This window comes from Streptomyces sp. HUAS TT7 (assembly GCF_051550175.1).
In the GTDB taxonomy this organism is placed as follows: domain Bacteria; phylum Actinomycetota; class Actinomycetes; order Streptomycetales; family Streptomycetaceae; genus Streptomyces.
This window is the reverse complement of the sequence record NZ_CP196175.1, coordinates 7,948,102-7,964,345: the sequence shown is the minus strand read 5'-3', so window position 1 is coordinate 7,964,345 and position 16,244 is coordinate 7,948,102. Positions and strand designations below refer to the sequence as shown.

Sequence of the window (16,244 nt, the reverse complement as noted above, 5' to 3'; positions counted from 1 at the left end):
GGAAGTTGCGTCAACCTGGCCGAACGGCCGCACCATGGGAGGCGCCCCGCGCGCACCGCCCGTCCTCTTCCGCCCCGAGCACCCCGGACCGTACGGTAACTGTCGCTAGCCTCTTGCCTGTTGACCGACAGAGGGAGCGGACGGTGCCGGCGGAATCCAGTACGGGTACGGAGCTGGCGAGGAACGCCGTCGGTCTGCGTGAGGTCCTCTTCCAGAGCGTCACCGCGATGGCGCCCGCGGCGGCCGTCGCCGCGTCCATTCCGGCGGGCGCCGCGTTCGCGGGCGGCAGCCTGCCCCTGTCGGTCCTGGTGGCGCTCGTGGCGTGCCTGTTCACGGCGTCCTGCGTGGCGGAGCTCGCCCAGCACCTGCCCGCCGCCGGTTCGGTCGCCACCTACAGCGCGCAGGGTCTGCATCCGGCGGTGGGGTTCCTGGTCGGCTGGGGCTATGTGTTCGTCGAGGTCCTCGTGCCGCCCCTGCCGCTGCTCCAGCTCGGCTTCACCACGGCGGGCACCCTGCATCAGCAGTGGGCGTCGTATCCGGCGGATCTGTGGTGGCCGTGGTCGCTGGCCGGGGCGGTCGTCATAGCGGTCACGGGCTTCTTCGGAGTGCGTGCCTCGGCTCGGTTCGGCACGGCGCTCGGCATCTTCGAGGTGGTGGTGTTCGTGGCCTTCGCCGTGATGCTGATCGAGGCGGCCGGATCGCACAACACCCTTTCCGTATTCGGCACTTCGCACACCGCGCAGGGCTACAGCGCAATCGGCGGGGTGTTCGCCGGTTCCGTCTATACGGTGCTGGCCTTCGCCGGGTTCGAGTCGGCCGCCCCGCTCGCCGAAGAGGCCAGGGACCCGCAGCGCACGATGCGCCGGGCGGTGTTCGGGGCGGCCCTCTCCATCGGGGTGGTGTACGTCGTGACCACGTACGCGATGGCGGTCTACTTCGGCCCCGACCGGTTCTCCGGGTTCGGCGCGTCCGGCGACGCCTCGTGGGAGGGCGTGGCACGGGCCTCGTTCGGCCTGTTCTGGGTGGTGCTGTTCCTCGCCGTGGTCAACTCGACGATCGCGAACGCCAACGCGTCTTCCAACGTGTCGACGCGTACCGCCTTCGCGCTCGGCCGGATCGGCTTGTTCCCCCGCGCGTTCACCCGGCTCCACCCCCGCCACCGCTCCCCCGTCACCGGCGTCGCCGTGCAGTTCGCCGTGGCGGTCGCCGCGATGCTGGGCCTCGGCCTCCGGTACGGCCCGGTGACGGCGTTCGCCCTGCTCGCCACGGTCATCGTCACCGTGATCATCGGCGTGTACATCGTGGCCGACCTGGCCTGCGCCGGATACTTTCTGCGGCGGCGCCGCGAACTGTTCAGCCCCGTAAGGCATGTGCTGTTCCCGGTGCTCGGCATCGCCGCGTTCGTCCCGGCGCTGCTCACCGCGGCGGGGATCCCGGCCTTCAGCTTCGTCGCCGAGCTCGCGCCGCCGGTGTCGTACGCCGGACCCGTGGTCGGGGTGTGGATGGCGATCGGGGTCGTCGTGCTCGTGGTGGTGGCGCGCCGGCACCCCGAGCGCCTTGCGCAGACCGGCCGCGTTCACCTCATCGATCCCGATGAGGACCACGAGGAGACAGGAGCGGTACGAGGATGAGCGACGATCCCCGGATCCTGACCGTGCGGCCCGAGGAGAACGAGTACGCCTGGACGTTCGGAGGTGCAGCCCCCATCGCGCGCATCACCCCGGGGACGGCGCTCGACCTGTACACCGAGGACTGCTTCGCCGGGCGGGTGCGTTCCGAGCGCGATCTGGTGTCCCGCGTCTGCGCGTTCCCGTTCCTCAATCCGCAGACCGGCCCCTTCTACGTCGAGGGCGCCGAACCGGGCGACACCCTCGCCGTGCACTTCGTGTCGATCCGGCCCGCGCGGGACTGGGCGGCGTCGACGACCGTCCCGCTGTTCGGCGCACTCACCTCCACCCATGCGACGGCGACGCTCCAGCCGCCACTGCCCGAGGTGGTGTGGATGTGGGAGCTCGACCGGGCGCGCGGGACGTGTCTGTTCCGGGCCCGCGAGAGCGACATCGAGATCGAGCTGCCGATGGACCCGATGCACGGCACGGTCGGCGTGGCCCCGGCCAACCTGGAGGTACGTTCCGCGCTGGTCCCGGACGCGCACGGCGGGAACATGGACACCCCGGAGATGCGGGCGGGTGTGACCTGCTATCTCGGGGTCAATGTGGAGGGCGCCCTGTTCAGTCTCGGCGACGGGCACGCCCGCCAGGGCGAGGGCGAGACATGTGGGGTCGCCGTCGAGTGCGCCATGAACACGGTGGTGGTGGTCGAGCTGCTCAAGGGCGTCGACACACCCTGGCCGCGCATCGAGTCCGACACCCACATCATGTCGACGGGCTCGGCCCGCCCCCTCGAAGACGCCTTCCGCATCTCACAGGTGGACCTGGTGCGCTGGCTGGAGCGCGACTACGGCCTGTCCGCGCTGGATGCATACCAGCTGGTGAGCCAGGCGGGTGAGGCTCCGCTTGCCAACGTCTGCGACACCAACTACACCTGTGTCGCCAAGATCCGCAAGGAGTGGCTGCCCCGACAGGGCGAGCCGCACCGGGGCCTGCACCGCCACCTGCGGGAGCAGGCCTGTCAACTCCCTTCCTTCAGTGACTAGTCGAGGAGTAGGCCCATGAACCGAAGAAGGCTCCTCCAGGGCGCGGCCGCCTCGGCCGCCGCCGGCTTCCTCTTCCCGGCGGCCGAGGCGGCGGCGGACGGCACCACCGATCATCCGGGCGCGCCCTGGCTGCCTGCGTCGACCTCCAACTACACCGCGTCCACCAGGCCTTCGGCGTATCCGATCGACTACGTCGTCATCCACGTCACGCAGGAAACCTGGTCGAACACCGTGGGCATCTTCCAGAACCCGGCGAAGAAGGTCTCCGCGCACTATGTGACACGCTCCGCGGACGGATACATCGCGCAGATGGTCCGGGAGCACGACATCGCCTGGCACGCCGGGAACTGGGACTACAACACCCGCAGCATCGGCATCGAGCACGAGGGCTGGATCGACCGGCCCGCCTATTTCACGAACGCGCTGTACGAGAGGTCGGCGGCGCTCACCCCGTCCATCTGCGACCGGTACGGCATCCCGAAGGACCGCAAGCACATCCTCGGCCACTACCAGGTCCCCGGCACCGACCACACGGACCCGGGACCGGAGTGGGACTGGGTGCGGTACATCAGGCTCGTCAACTTCGCCTGAGTGAGGGCTGATTCCCCGGGGCTCCTTGTCGGGCGGCGCCTTGGGGACCACGATGGTAGCGGCCATACGATGCGCGGGGAGGCCGAGTTGACGGACAGGCGGGACGAGTCCTGGGTGGCCCTGGAGGCAGGAGCCGACCCGGCCGAGCGCAGTCGCCAACTCAGGTGCGCCCACGAGGAGTTCACGTCGGGCGGACGGGTGGTGCGCCCGGTCCGCCCCCTCGTGGCGACGTCCTGGCAGCGGTCCGCGCGGGCCCGGGTCAGTCCGGACGGCGCGGCCTGTGTGGAGCTCGGCGAGGAGGAGCTGGCCGGATACCGCGACGGCCACCCGCTCGCCCGCGTCATGCCGGTGATACGGGAGCTGACCGGGGCGTACGCCGGTGACGGCGAGCACCTGGTGGCCGTGTGCGACGCACAGGGGCGGCTGCTGTGGGTCGAGGGCGATGCGCGAACGCGCGGCGCGGCCGCACGGATGAACTTCGTACCCGGCGCCCGCTGGGCCGAGTCGGCCGTGGGCACCAACGCGCCGGGCACCGCCCTCACCGAGGACCGCCCGGTCCAGGTCTTCTCGGCCGAGCACTTCCGCCGTCCGGTCCAGCGGTGGACCTGCGCGGCCGCCCCCGTGCACGATCCGCGTACGGGACGACTGCTCGGCGCCGTCGACCTGACCGGCGGCGACGGTCTCGCCCACCCGCACAGCCTGGGCTTCGTCCAGGCCGTCGCGCGGGCAGCGGAGTCCGAACTGGCCCTGCTCGCGCCTCCGTCGACCAGCGAGGCACTCTCCCTCAGTGCTCTGGGCAGGGACGAGGCACTGCTCGTCGCGGGCGGCCGCAAGCTGCGCCTGAGTCACCGCCACAGCGAGATCCTGGTCCTGCTCGCCCGCCACCCCGAGGGCCTGAGCGGCGACGGACTGCTGGTGTCCCTGTACGAGGACGAGACCGTCAGCCCCGTGACGCTGCGGGCCGAACTCTCCAGGCTACGGCGGCTGTTGGGCCCAGGCTTCCTCGCCTCCCGCCCCTACCGGCTGACCGCACCCGTGGACGCGGACTTCGACACGGTGGCGCGACGGCTCGGCTCGGGCGCGGTGGCCGCGGCGATGACGGCCTACGCCGGCCCGCTCCTCCCCTCCTCGCAGGCCCCCGCGGTGGCCCGCCTCCGCCGACGCCTGGCCGACCAGCTGCGGTCGGCGCTGATCGCCCGCGCCGACCCGGGGCTGCTCGCCGACTGGGCGTACAGCCCCTGGGCCGAGAACGACCTGCCGGTGTGGCAGGCCCTGGCGACCTCACTGCCGAGGAGTCAACAGGCGCCCGTGCAAGCCAAGTTGATGGAACTGGAGGAAGAACAGGCCTTCGCAACGGGGTTGCAACGTCCGCATGCCTAATCTGCGCACCGTGCGCCGTCCAAAGGCGGGCGGCGCGGCAGAGGGAGGCCACGGAGATGACCCGTTACGCAGCGCCCGGCACCGAGGGCGCGCTCGTCTCGTTCCAGTCCCGCTACGACAACTGGATCGGCGGCGAGTACGTGCCGCCCCGGCTCGGCCAGTACTTCGAGAACCCGAGCCCCGTCAACGGCCGCCCCTTCACGGAGATCGCGCGCGGCACGGCCGAGGACGTGGAGCTGGCGCTGGACGCGGCACACGCGGCCGCGCCCGCCTGGGGACGCACCTCGCCGGAGTCCCGCGCGAACATCCTGCTCAAGATCGCGGACCGGATGGAGGCGCACCTGGAGGACCTGGCGGTCGCCGAGAGCTGGGAGAACGGCAAGCCCGTCCGCGAGACCCTCGCCGCCGACATCCCGCTGGCCATCGACCACTTCCGGTACTTCGCGGGTGCGTTGCGCGCGCAGGAGGGTTCCCTCAGCGAGCTCGACCACGACACGGTCGCGTACCACTTCCACGAGCCGCTCGGCGTGGTCGCCCAGATCATCCCGTGGAACTTCCCGATCCTGATGGCCGTGTGGAAACTGGCCCCGGCGCTGGCGGCGGGCAACGCGGTGGTCCTGAAGCCGGCCGAACAGACTCCGGCCTCGATCCACTACTGGATGAGCCTGGTCGCGGATCTCCTCCCCCCGGGCGTGGTGAACATCGTCAACGGCTTCGGCGTGGAAGCGGGCAAGCCGCTGGCGTCGAGCCCGCGCGTGGCGAAGATCGCCTTCACGGGCGAGACCACCACGGGGCGGCTGATCATGCAGTACGCCTCGGAGAACATCAAGCCCGTCACCCTCGAACTGGGCGGCAAGTCCCCCAACATCTTCTTCGACGACGTGTGGGCCCAGGACGACGACTTCCGCGACAAGGCCCTCGAAGGCTTCACGATGTTCGCCCTCAACCAGGGCGAGGTCTGCACCTGCCCGTCCCGCGCCCTGATCCAGCGCGGCCACTACGGCGAATTCCTGGAAGCGGCGATAGCCCGCACGGAACAGATCGTCCCGGGCCACCCCCTGGACACCGACACGATGATCGGAGCCCAGGCCTCCAACGACCAGCTCCAGAAGATCCTCTCGTACCTGGACATAGGCCAGCAGGAGGGCGCGAAGATCCTGACGGGTGGTCAGCCAATCTCGTACGACGGCGAGTTGGCGGGCGGCTACTACGTCCAACCGACAATCTTCGAGGGCGACAACCGCATGCGGATCTTCCAGGAGGAGATCTTCGGCCCGGTGGTGGCAGTGACCTCGTTCACCGACTTCGACGACGCGATCGGCACGGCGAACGACACCCTGTACGGCCTGGGCGCGGGCGTATGGACCCGCGACACCAACACGGCGTACCGCGCCGGCCGAGCGATCCAGGCCGGCCGAGTCTGGACCAACTGCTACCACGCCTACCCGGCCCACGCCGCCTTCGGCGGCTACAAGCAGTCGGGGATCGGCCGGGAGACCCACAAGATGATGCTGGAGCACTATCAGCAGACGAAGAATCTTCTCGTCTCGTACTCGCCGAAGAAGCTGGGCTTCTTCTAGAGGCACGAGGAAAGGCGCCTGACCTGGGCTTTTGCCCTTCAGGCGCCTTCCACTCGATCTGTTGAGCGCTGGGTTCGGAATGGACGGTAACTCCCGATTCATCCCACGGCTATCCCACTTCCGACCAGCTGTTCCGGTCTATTTCCGGTCCAAATCCCGGCTCAGCCCTGCGGCGGCCGGCCCTTGGCTGACGCGGTCCCACTCCTCCATGGACTGCTCGATGAGGCGGTTGGCCTGCTCCCGGACGCCGTCCAGGAACTTGGCGTAGTGACGGAAGAGGACCTCGATGCTCTGGCCCGCGCGGCGAGCACATTCAGCCGGGTCCACACCGGAGTACAGCCAGAACGAGATCCCGGCGTGTCGGAGATCGTATGGCCGCTTGGCCAGCCCGGAGGCGAGTTCCGTGCGGGTCAGTACGTGCTTCCGTGCCCGCGCCCACGTCATGCGATGGCGTCCCGCCGAGGACACCGTTGGCGAATTCGGCGGCGGCTTTCAAGTGATGTTGTGGTGGCGGGATGATGGCCGGGTCGGCGTGCGGGGCGCGAGTGTGAGGTGATCGTGGTGTCGCTGCGCCCACGTCTGCCGGGCGAGGTTCCGGCCCAGACCGCCGAGGTGGCCCGGCTGGCGTTCCCGAAGGGCTGTCTGTGCATGCGGATCCGGGAGGTGATCGGACCGCTGTTCGCCGACGAGGACTTCGTGGATCTGTTCCCGCGTCGCGGTCAACCCGCCTGGCCACCCCATCAGTTGGCCATCGTCTCGGTGCTGCAGTTCGTGGAGGGCCTGTCGGACCGCCAGGCGGCGACTGCCCTGCGCGGGCGCATCGACTGGAAATTTCTCCTGGGGCTGGAGTTAACCGATCCCGGGTTCGACCATTCGGTGCTGAGCGGGTTCCGGGACCGCCTGGTGGCCGACCGGGCGCCCCGGCGTGTGCTGGCCGCCGCGGCTCCCGACTGGCTGCTGACGACGGTGCCGGCCGACTGGTTCGACCGCTACCAGCGGCGCATCGAGGACTACCGGCTGCCGCGCGGAGAAGGCCCCCGCACCCAGTACATGGAGCAGACCGGCGAGGACGGCATACGCCTGCTGACCGCGGTGCACGATCCCCGTGCCCCATCCTGGCTTCGGCAGATTCCTGCAGTTGAGGCCCTGCGTCTGTGCTGGATACAGGAGTTCTTCCTCGCCGAGGACCGGGTGCGGATGCGCGAACCGAAGGACATGCCGCCTTCTCGCGACCGAATCGAGGCCCCCTACGACCGCGAGGCTCGCTACTGCGTCAAGAACGCCACCGAGTGGAGCGGCTACAAGGTCCACCTGACCGAGACCTGCGACGCGAACTCCCCGCACCTGATCACGCACGTCGCCACGACCGAGGCCACCGTCACCGACGTCGAGATGACCGAGACGATCCACGTTGCCCTCGGCCAAGCCGGGTTGCTGGCCGACGAGCACTTCGTCGACCGAGGCTACGTCAACGCCAAACTGCTGGCCACCAGCGTCCCCAGCCACGGCGTCGAACTCACCGGCCCGATCCGCCACGACATCACCTGGCAGGGCAAGGCCGACGAGGGCTTCGCCATCGACGGCTTCCTCATCGCCTGGGACGCCCACACCGCTATCTGCCCCCAAGGGCACCACAGCATCCGCTGGAAACCCCACCAGCAGCAGCGGCCCGGCTACTGGCAGTCCAACGTGTTCTTCGACCGCCACGACTGCACCCCATGCCCAGTACGGTCGAAATGCACCCGCTCGACGACCGAGCCACGCAAACTCGCCCTGGCACCGCGCGAAGAACACGAAGCGATCCGCGCCAGGCGCCAACTCCAGGAAACCGACCAGTGGCAGCGGCACTACGCCACCCGCGCTGGCGTCGAAGGCACCATCGCCCAAGGGCTACGCCGCTGCGGCCTGCGCAGAAGCCGCTACACCGGCCTCAACAAGACCCGCCTCCAACACATACTCACCGCCGCCGCCCTCAACCTCATCCGAACCGACGCCTGGCTGACCGAGACCCCACTCGCCAAGACCAGGACCTCGCGCTTCGCACGTCTTCGCCCGGCATAAACACCGCCGAATTCGCCAACGGTGTCCCTCGCGGGACACGATCGACCGCAAGGGTGTGCTCGCCCTCCGCGGGAGGGGGACGAGGGCCCCCTGGACGGGTCAGCCTCCATCGTGCAGTTCGCGCGCCATGGCCTCCTCCACCGTGGCGACCGGGCGAAGATCCGTGCTCAGCCCTGTTGCTTGCAGTACCCGCAGGTGCCACAGGTGTGTGCATACCAACCCGATGGAACCGCCGGTGTGCAGGGCCCGGCGTCGGGCGCGATAGATCAACGCAAGGGTTGAGCAGTCAAGGAAACTCGCGGGCCGCAGGTCCACGATCACGCGGGCACCCGCAGATGAGGTCGCCGCGTCCAACTGCTCCCGGACCGCAGGAACCGAGCACAGGTCGAGCTCGCCGTGGCACTCCACCACGGTGAAACCGTCCAGGGTGTAGGTGCGTGCGCTCCCCTGTGCTGCCGGGACCTGCCCCACGTGCGTAGTTTGAGTTTCGTCTGCCATGGCAGTCCCCCGGTTGAACAAGCCCCGCATGGATGGGGCGTGGCTGGTTCAGACAGCCACCGGGATCTGGAGTGGCACCTGCCCACGGTATGGAGGCACTTGGGTGCAGAAACGTGCAGGCAGTCGCTGATTCATCCATGTGAGCGGTGCTGGCTCCAGCAGCCCGCGCGCCCCGCCTCTGACCGATATGGTCATCGGCCGGTGCGATCAGGGGCCGGCGCAACCACCACCTCTTCCGCCGGTCGACAGCTGATGGCCGCGCCCCTCGACCATGAGGCATTCAGGCTGCCGGAGTTGCCAGGTGCCTCCACGGGAAATCGATGCGCTCCTGCTGGCGACCCAGGGCGGAGCGGGGCGGCGTTGTGAGGGGCGTATCCGACCAACAAGGGCCCAGGCCACCACCCCTCCACGCTGGAACAACGGTTGGCTCTACGGGGTAGTCGCCCCCGTGGGGGCATGGTGGCGAACGGCTGTCACCAGGATCGATTACATGGCCGAATGCCAAGGGCCAAGGTTCCGCAGTCGACGTATCCGCCCTACGCTGCTTACAGGGAGGTGCAGTCCACCCAGTGTCAGTACCGGGAGTGGTGACTGTGCACTTGCTGCTCTCCCAGACCCCAAAGCAGCACGAACACCAGGACAGACAGGCCAGCTGGAGTCGCAGCGCCGACTCAGCGGCTCCAGCCCATGCCCGTCCGGTGACTTCAGGGCAGGGATTCCCGCATCCCCGCCGCCGGAAGGGCGCCTCGCGCGGGGGACGTCGGGGGGAGCTCACCGTTCCTCACGCGTAGGAGGCCGCCGCTCCTTCAGCCGGGGCGGCGGCCCTCCCAGGCACTCTCACCCAGCATCCCACCCCGGAGTCCAAGAGGAGCAGTGTTCGCGGCCCCAAAGCACAAACTTGGTACACAACCGTGGGCATGGAACCGGCCGAGCCGCGAGTCGACCGGCTCGGTCTCCCCGGCGAAACACTTCGCGGCCCGCCGCAGGATCTCCTGCTCGGTCTTCAGCTCCGCATTCTCCCTGCGCGGGGCCGCATTCTCCGCTTTCAGCGGCGCCATCCCCGGGCCCTCACCGATGGCCGCCCGGGACGAAGAGCCGGATGTCGTTGTGGCGTGCGGAGACGGACGCGCCCGCACCAACCGGCGGAGCTGGCTCACGCCCAGGTGCTCTCGTGCTCGAAGAGCGGAGGAACGTGGTCGCCGCTCTTCGGCAGCCACTTCGACATCCTCATCACCGGGAGCTCCACGCTGCTGGGCGTCCTGTTCGTGGTCCTGAGCTTCGACCAGTGAGTCCCCCAAGATCCCAACTACACCCGTGCCCCGCGAACATCGTCAAGGTGGAGACATTGTGAAGGGGACGGTCCGTCGGATAGACATTCGATGCGCCGCATTCGCCATCGACGAGGGGGAAACACCCTATGTACGGCCCTCGTGTGCATCACGTAACGCCCCTTGGCCATCAACCATCCCTCGTTCCCCGGCAGTTGACGGCTGTCAGCAGGGGCGCAGGCCGACCCGGCGCACGAGGTCGGCCTGCACCCGGTCACGCTGTCCTGGCTGCTACCCCAGGGCCAGATAGACGATGGTCGTGTTGCCCGGAACGTCGGTGAACGACCTGCAGTTGCCCTCCCAGCCCGGGCCCGCGTCCAGGTGCTCGTAGTGGACGGGGTCCTGGTCGGGGTTGTCCCGCCACCCGTAGTTGAGGTTGTTGTTCCCCGAGCAGATCCGGCTGACTTGGTCGATGCGGACCTCCAGGACTCCGCCGTCGGCAAAGCACCGATCGCCCGCATCGCTGTAGACCTTGGTGTACGGAATGGTCGGATCGCACGGCACTTCCCGTGCCGCGGGACTGTCCGGGGTTGCGGTCTGCGCGGTGGCCGGGACGGCGAAGCCGCCGGCGAGCGCGGCAGTCGCAGCCGATACGGCGAGCATGCGCTTGAGTCCGAGGCGAGCAGAGATCGTTCTGTGCTTCAACATGTGTTTCCCCTTCGGTCAGTTACTTTCGAGCGGCGTTGTCCCTCAGTGCCGGCGTTCTTGGAGGCGAGGTCCTGTCTGCTGCCGGGCCGGGCCACTCCCCCGTGTGCAGCCCGGCTCGGATTCCGCCTGCGCCCGGATGCGCTGCGCGTCCTCGTGTCACTCCCGGACGGGCAGTCGGAGTCGGCGCGACGACGGGGGTTCACGGCCGCCGTGTCTCCGGCGCGGCCGTGCTCAGGATCAGGCTCAGCAGAACCTGGTGGTGTAGTGGTGGCCCGGGGTCGTCGTGCTCCAGTACCACTTCACGATCTGCCCGTGGACGGCCGTCTTGGGGCCGTCGGAGTGCCGGTAGTTGTCCTCGATGTCGTAGGCGCACACCGTCGCCGTTTCCGGTGAACAGTTGTTGTAGTACTGGACCATGCTCCCGCCCTCGGGGTCGCCCGGGTCGAACGAGGTGTAGCACGGGATGTCATTGGGCCGGTTTCCTGCCTGCGCGGCGGGGCTGGAGGGGGTGTGCGCCGAGGCCGAGGGCGCACCTGCCAAGGCCAGTGCCGCCACAGCGAACGCTGCTGCCAAGCCTTTGCTCACTGCCTTCATGCTTTCTCCGTTCGAGAGTTCCGAGTTCGGCGAAACGGCGAAACAAGGGGGTGCCTTTGCCCCTCCGCCGCGGCCCGCACCGTTGTGACCTGCGTCGTCACGTCGGGCTCATGACTGGCGGACCGGGGTGCCGCATGTCCTGTCTAGCTCGGACGGGTTGTCTTGTGTCGGTGCCTGGACGGTGGACAAACGGTCTGTGGACAATGGCGCGGATGCCTGAGGGGGCGATGCTGTGCCGCGGAGTGAGAATCCTTTGGACGAGGGGGACGAGCCGGCCTTGCAACTTGCGGCGGAGTTGCGCCGGTTGAGGGAGAAGGCGGGCAGTCCGACGTACCGGGTGCTGGCGGAGCGGGCGCATTATTCGGTGGCGACGCTGGCCGGGGCCGCGTCCGGGAAGAAGATGCCGAGTCTGCCGGTGACACTCGCGTACGTGCGGGCCTGCGGCGGGGACGTCCAGGAGTGGGAGCAGCGGTGGCGCACCCTGGCCGCCGAGATCGCAGCCGGGGACGAGCAGCCGGACGACGCGGACGTCGAGGCTTCTCCCTACATGGGGCTGGCGGCATTCCAGCCCGCGGACGCGCAGTGGTTCTTCGGGCGGGCGCGGGTCGTTGAGGACTTGGCTGCCCTGGTGGCCCGGCATCGGTTCGTCGCGGTGTTCGGTGCTTCTGGCGCGGGGAAGTCCTCGGTTCTGCGGGCCGGGCTGGCTCCCCGGTTCGACGACGCGGTGGTGTTCACTCCGGGAGCCCGCCCGCTGGAGGAGTGCGCGATCCACCTCGCCCGGCTGGTCGGCTCCATGCCGGGCGCACTGCTTGCGGAGATTGCCGCGGATCCCCGCAACCTTCACCGGGCGCTGCGGCAGACGGGCCGCCAAGTGACGGTGGTGGTGGACCAGTTCGAGGAGATCTTCACGCTCTGCCAGGATCATGAGGAGAGAGATCGGTTCCTTGAGGCGTTGCTGATCGCCGCCAACGCCGAGACCAGCAACTGCCGCGTCGTGCTGGGCGTACGCGCCGATTTCTATGCGCACTGCACCCGTCACCCGGATCTGGTGGCGGCCCTGCGCGATGCCCACATGATGGTCGGTCCGATGACCACGGAGGAATTGCGTCAGGCGATCACCAAGCCTGCGGTGCGTGCCGACTGCACGGTCGAGGGGGCCCTGCTGGCCGCCCTGGTCGCCGACGCCGCCGGCCAGAGCGGCGTGCTTCCCCTTCTCTCCCATGCGCTGCGGGAGACCTGGCGTCGCCGCCGCGGCAACACCTTGACGCTGGACGGGTTTCGCGCGGCGGGCGGCATCGACGGAGCCCTCGCCCAGAGCGCCGAGTCCGTCTACGCTGCGCTGCCCTCAGGTCAGCAGCAGCTCGCCAAGGACCTGTTCCTGCGTCTCACCGCCCCGGGAGAGGGCACCGAGGACACGAAACGCCGCGTTGCGCGAGGCGAGCTCGACGACGGCCCGGACATCACCATGGTGCTCCAACACCTCGTGGACGCACGGCTGTTGACTGTGGATCACGACAGCGTGGAGATCGCCCACGAGGCCCTCATCCGCTGCTGGCCACGACTGCACGACTGGCTCAGCGACGACCGCGAGGGGTTGCGCATTCATCGCCAGCTCACCGAGGCCACCGACGGCTGGGAGCGCCTCGGCCACGACCCGGGCGCGCTCTACCGAGGAATCCGATTATCTCTGGCCCGCCAGTGGGCCACCCGCCACCGCAGCGCCCTGTCGTTGCGGGAACGAACGTTCCTGGACACGGCAGTTGCCGCCGAGGAACGCGAGCGGGCAGCCGACCTCCGCCGTACCCGGCGACTGCGCCGGCTCGTCGCGCTGCTCACGGTCCTGGTCCTGGTCGCCGCCGCCACGACGGTGATCGCCTTCCGGGCCCAGCAGAACGCCACGGGGCAGCGCAACATCGCCTTGTCTCAGAAGGCAGCCGCCCAGGCCACTGTGATGCGGGCCGCCAACCCCGCGCTCTCGGCTCAGCTCAGCCTCGCCGCCTACCGCCTCGCCGGTACCCCCGAGGCTCGCGGCAGCCTCCTCAGCGCCTTCGCCCTCCCTTATGCGGCCCGGCTGACCGGACACGAGAGCATCGTCGAATCGGCGGCATTCAGCCCTGACGGTCGCACGCTGGCCACCAGCAGTGACGATCGCACCGCCCGGCTCTGGGATGTCACCGACCCGCACCGCGCGATCAGGCTGGCTACCCTCACCGGACACAGCAACGCGATCCGGTCGGTAGCCTTCAGTCCCAACGGGCATGCCCTGGCCACTGCCAGCGATGACGCCACCACCCAGCTGTGGGACGTTGCCGACCCACGCCGCCCGGTGCACATCGCCACGCTCGCCAGCAGCACCGAAAACGTCTGGTCGGTGGCCTTCAGCCCCGACGGGCACACTCTCGCCGTCGCCAGCGACGAGCAGAAAACGGTGCGGCTCTGGGACGTGACCGACCCGCACACGCCGAGCCGGCTGGCCGCCCTCACCGGCCACACCGACACCGTGCTCTCGGTCAGGTTCAGCCCGGACGGGCACATGGCGGCGACCACGAGCGACGACCACACCGCGCGCCTGTGGGACATTACCAACCCTCGCGCCCCTCAGCAGCTGGCCGACATCACCGGCCATACCGCCACAGTGTGGTCGGCCGTCTTCAGCCCCGACGGACGGCTCCTGGCCACCGGCAGCGCGGACCATACCGTCCGCCTGTGGGACATCGCCGATCCCCACCGGCCCGTCCAATTGTCGGTCTCCGCACGCCATTCGGATGCGGTACGTTCGGTGGCTTTCAGCCCCGACGGACACACCCTGGCCAGCGCCGGCAACGACCACACCGTGCGTCTGTGGAGCATCGCGGACCCTCGCCACCTCGCAGAACGGGGCGCTCCCCTGACGGGGAACAGCGACAACGTCGTCTCCGTGGCGTTCAGTCCGAACGGGCACGCCTTGGCCGCGACCAGCGACGACCACACAGCCCGCTTGTGGGACCTGCCCGGCTCCGCGATCACCGCACACACGGACTTCGTCTTCGGAGTGGCCTTCAACCCCGACGGGCGCACGCTCGCCACCACGAGCCAGGACCACACCGTGCGCCTGTGGGACCTCACCCACCGTGGTACGCCCACCGCGTTGGCCGTCATCACCGGCCACACCGACAACGTCTACAACGCGGCGTTCAGTCCCGACGGGCGCACGCTCGCCACCACGAGCGAGGACCACACCGTGCGGCTGTGGGACCTCACCGACCGCCGCAACCCGGCCGCCCTGTCTCAGATCACCATCCAGAGCAGCAATCCGGAGGGAGTCACGTTCAGTCCTGACGGCCACATCCTGGCGGCAGCCAGCGACGACCACAACATCCGCCTGTGGGACGTGACCCGCCGTCAGACTCCCACGCAACTGGCCGCCCTGGCCGACCACAACAACATCGCATGGGCGGTGGCATTCAGCCCTGACGGCCACACCCTGGCCACCACGAGCCAGGACAACACCGCTCGCCTGTGGGACGTGACCGACCTACACCACCCCGCAGAACAAGCGGTCCTCACCGGCCACACCGAAGGCGTACGAGCCGTAGCCTTCAGCCCCGACGGACACACCCTCGCCACCGCCAGCGACGACCAAACCACCCGCCTCTGGAACGTGACCGACCCACACCACCCCGCAGAACAGGCAGTCCTCACCGGCCACACCGAAGGCGTACGAGCCGTAGCCTTCAGCCCCGACGGACACACCCTCGCCACCGCCAGCGACGACCAAACCACCCGCCTCTGGAACGTGACCGACCCACACCACCCCGCGGAACAAGCGGTCCTCACCGGCCACACCGACCGAATCCACTCCGTGGCCTTCAGCCCTGACGGGCACACCCTTGCCACCGGCAGCAGGGACACAACCGCCCTCCTGTGGGACACCGACGCCGACCGCATAGCCACCCGGGTCTGTGCCACGGCCTTCCCCGCCATCACCCGAGCGGAATGGGACAAGTACCTCCCCGGTCTGCCCTATCAACCGCCCTGCCGACAGGACGCAGCCAGGCGCCCCACCAGATGATGGCGACGATGAGTCCTTCCACGCCGGCGAGTCACCCGACCTACCGGACAGCGATGACGATCTCCGACTGAAGATCCCCAAGCCCGCCCCCCCATCACCGGGCCTTCTTCGATCGTCGCCGTCGTATGTACGTGCCGTCCCGCAGGACCTCTGTGTCAGACACCCGCCCCGCCCGGCAAGACCGCCCACGTAGGCCATTGCCGGTCACTGGTCGAAGCGGATCCGGTACGACACCGCCGGCGCCGGCCGCGGCGAGGGGTTGTGCCAGTCGAGCTTCACCGGATACACACCGGCCGGCAGCGGACGCGGCACCTCACGGCCACCCCCGAGCTCATCCCGACCATCCCGCCATACCCAGCCACCGCCATCCCGAACACCACCAGCACCGCCATGTCTCACCGCCCCGGCGCCCACCGAAAATACCGCCGCACCCGCCGACTGCCATGTACGTGCTCCTCCACCCACGGCATCGTCTCCGGTCCCCTCCCAACCCTCGATGTCGGCTCCCTGCGAACCGCCACCCGACAGGACAGCACCCACCACTGACACCCCGTCAGCAAACAATCACCAGCCGCCACGCAATCCGGCCACCTCACACGCACCCGGGCCGGTCGAGGTCGTCCACCACGGGTAGAGCGGTGGCGTAATTGTCCGCCAGCAGCTTGACGATCTCCTTGAACGGCATGTTGCGCCCGGCCCGGATGGCGTTCCGGGGCATGAGTTCACCGACCGTACGGTGGCGCATCTCGCCTCTCCGTTCCGGGTGGCGACGCCCAGGGGCGGTCACGTGTCAAGCGTGTCAGGAGCTGCCCGGATCAGGGCCGGTCGGCCCATGCGGTGGCACGTCGCGCATGGCA

At 69.1% G+C, this 16,244-nt stretch carries 13 protein-coding genes; 8 read left to right on the top strand and 5 right to left on the bottom strand.

Going from position 1 to position 16,244, the window contains the following annotated elements:
* Window positions 1-143: 143 nt before the first annotated feature.
* The 5 genes from ACSHXC_RS36150 (at window position 144) to adh (ending at window position 6,207) form a co-directional block, all read left to right on the top strand.
* A complete protein-coding gene (locus ACSHXC_RS36150; RefSeq protein WP_438295560.1) occupies window positions 144-1,631 on the top strand; it encodes an APC family permease in 1,488 nt (495 codons plus the stop codon).
* Window positions 1,628-2,656, top strand: a complete 1,029-nt coding sequence (locus ACSHXC_RS36145; protein ID WP_438295559.1) for an acetamidase/formamidase family protein — start codon at window positions 1,628-1,630, stop codon at window positions 2,654-2,656. Before ACSHXC_RS36150 ends, ACSHXC_RS36145 begins: the two co-directional genes overlap by 4 nt.
* A gap of 15 nt (window positions 2,657-2,671) precedes the next feature.
* Window positions 2,672-3,247, top strand: coding sequence for an N-acetylmuramoyl-L-alanine amidase (locus ACSHXC_RS36140; protein ID WP_438295558.1), 576 nt, complete (start codon window positions 2,672-2,674; stop codon window positions 3,245-3,247).
* 69 nt (window positions 3,248-3,316) lie between these two features.
* Window positions 3,317-4,627 (top strand): GAF domain-containing protein, encoded by a 1,311-nt coding sequence (locus ACSHXC_RS36135; protein ID WP_438295557.1) that lies wholly within the window; start codon window positions 3,317-3,319, stop codon window positions 4,625-4,627.
* Window positions 4,628-4,683: 56 nt separating this feature from the next.
* A complete protein-coding gene (gene adh, locus ACSHXC_RS36130; RefSeq protein ID WP_438295556.1) occupies window positions 4,684-6,207 on the top strand; it encodes an aldehyde dehydrogenase in 1,524 nt (507 codons plus the stop codon).
* Window positions 6,208-6,345: 138 nt separating this feature from the next.
* Here the strand turns inward: adh and ACSHXC_RS36125 are convergent, their stop codons facing one another.
* Complete coding sequence (locus ACSHXC_RS36125) at window positions 6,346-6,651, bottom strand: hypothetical protein (protein WP_438295555.1); 306 nt, start codon at window positions 6,649-6,651, stop codon at window positions 6,346-6,348.
* Window positions 6,652-6,768: 117 nt separating this feature from the next.
* On the opposite strand from ACSHXC_RS36125, the gene ACSHXC_RS36120 reads away from it, so the two are divergent.
* Window positions 6,769-8,268 (top strand): transposase, encoded by a 1,500-nt coding sequence (locus ACSHXC_RS36120; RefSeq protein WP_438295554.1) that lies wholly within the window; start codon window positions 6,769-6,771, stop codon window positions 8,266-8,268.
* A 99-nt stretch (window positions 8,269-8,367) separates the two neighbouring features.
* Here ACSHXC_RS36120 and ACSHXC_RS36115 read toward each other — a convergent pair whose 3' ends face one another.
* Window positions 8,368-8,766 (bottom strand): anti-sigma factor antagonist, encoded by a 399-nt coding sequence (locus tag ACSHXC_RS36115; RefSeq protein WP_438295553.1) that lies wholly within the window; start codon window positions 8,764-8,766, stop codon window positions 8,368-8,370.
* 1,112 nt (window positions 8,767-9,878) lie between these two features.
* Here ACSHXC_RS36115 and ACSHXC_RS36110 point away from each other — a divergent pair.
* Window positions 9,879-10,055, top strand: coding sequence for a hypothetical protein (locus tag ACSHXC_RS36110; RefSeq protein ID WP_438295552.1), 177 nt, complete (start codon window positions 9,879-9,881; stop codon window positions 10,053-10,055).
* Between the two features lie 270 nt (window positions 10,056-10,325).
* Here ACSHXC_RS36110 and ACSHXC_RS36105 read toward each other — a convergent pair whose 3' ends face one another.
* Together ACSHXC_RS36105 and ACSHXC_RS36100 are read right to left on the bottom strand one after the other, a co-directional pair.
* Window positions 10,326-10,742 carry a beta/gamma crystallin domain-containing protein gene (locus ACSHXC_RS36105; protein ID WP_438295551.1) on the bottom strand — a complete coding sequence of 139 codons (417 nt, stop codon included), beginning with the start codon at window positions 10,740-10,742 and terminating at the stop codon, window positions 10,326-10,328.
* Between the two features lie 243 nt (window positions 10,743-10,985).
* Entirely contained in the window at window positions 10,986-11,315 is a 330-nt protein-coding gene (locus tag ACSHXC_RS36100) for a hypothetical protein (protein ID WP_438295550.1), read from the bottom strand.
* Window positions 11,316-11,613: 298 nt separating this feature from the next.
* Here ACSHXC_RS36100 and ACSHXC_RS36095 point away from each other — a divergent pair, with 298 nt between their 5' ends.
* Complete coding sequence (locus tag ACSHXC_RS36095; protein ID WP_438295549.1) at window positions 11,614-15,387, top strand: nSTAND1 domain-containing NTPase; 3,774 nt, start codon at window positions 11,614-11,616, stop codon at window positions 15,385-15,387.
* 592 nt (window positions 15,388-15,979) lie between these two features.
* On the opposite strand, the gene ACSHXC_RS36090 is transcribed toward ACSHXC_RS36095, so the two are convergent.
* The gene (locus ACSHXC_RS36090; protein ID WP_438295548.1) at window positions 15,980-16,132 is read right to left on the bottom strand and encodes a hypothetical protein; all 153 of its coding nucleotides are present in this window, start codon (window positions 16,130-16,132) and stop codon (window positions 15,980-15,982) included.
* Window positions 16,133-16,244 lie beyond the last annotated feature (112 nt).

Excerpts from the sequence above, each read along its gene's own strand:
- ACSHXC_RS36145 (WP_438295559.1), top strand. The coding sequence starts at position 1,628 with ATGAGCGACGATCCCCGGATCCTGACCGTGCGGCCCGAGGAGAACGAG.
- adh (WP_438295556.1), top strand. The coding sequence starts at position 4,684 with ATGACCCGTTACGCAGCGCCCGGCACCGAGGGCGCGCTCGTCTCGTTC.
- ACSHXC_RS36090 (WP_438295548.1), bottom strand. The coding sequence starts at position 16,132 with ATGCGCCACCGTACGGTCGGTGAACTCATGCCCCGGAACGCCATCCGG.
- ACSHXC_RS36125 (WP_438295555.1), bottom strand. The coding sequence starts at position 6,651 with ATGACGTGGGCGCGGGCACGGAAGCACGTACTGACCCGCACGGAACTC.
- ACSHXC_RS36135 (WP_438295557.1), top strand. The coding sequence starts at position 3,317 with ATGCGCGGGGAGGCCGAGTTGACGGACAGGCGGGACGAGTCCTGGGTG.
- ACSHXC_RS36140 (WP_438295558.1), top strand. The coding sequence starts at position 2,672 with ATGAACCGAAGAAGGCTCCTCCAGGGCGCGGCCGCCTCGGCCGCCGCC.
- ACSHXC_RS36115 (WP_438295553.1), bottom strand. The coding sequence starts at position 8,766 with ATGGCAGACGAAACTCAAACTACGCACGTGGGGCAGGTCCCGGCAGCA.
- ACSHXC_RS36105 (WP_438295551.1), bottom strand. The coding sequence starts at position 10,742 with ATGTTGAAGCACAGAACGATCTCTGCTCGCCTCGGACTCAAGCGCATG.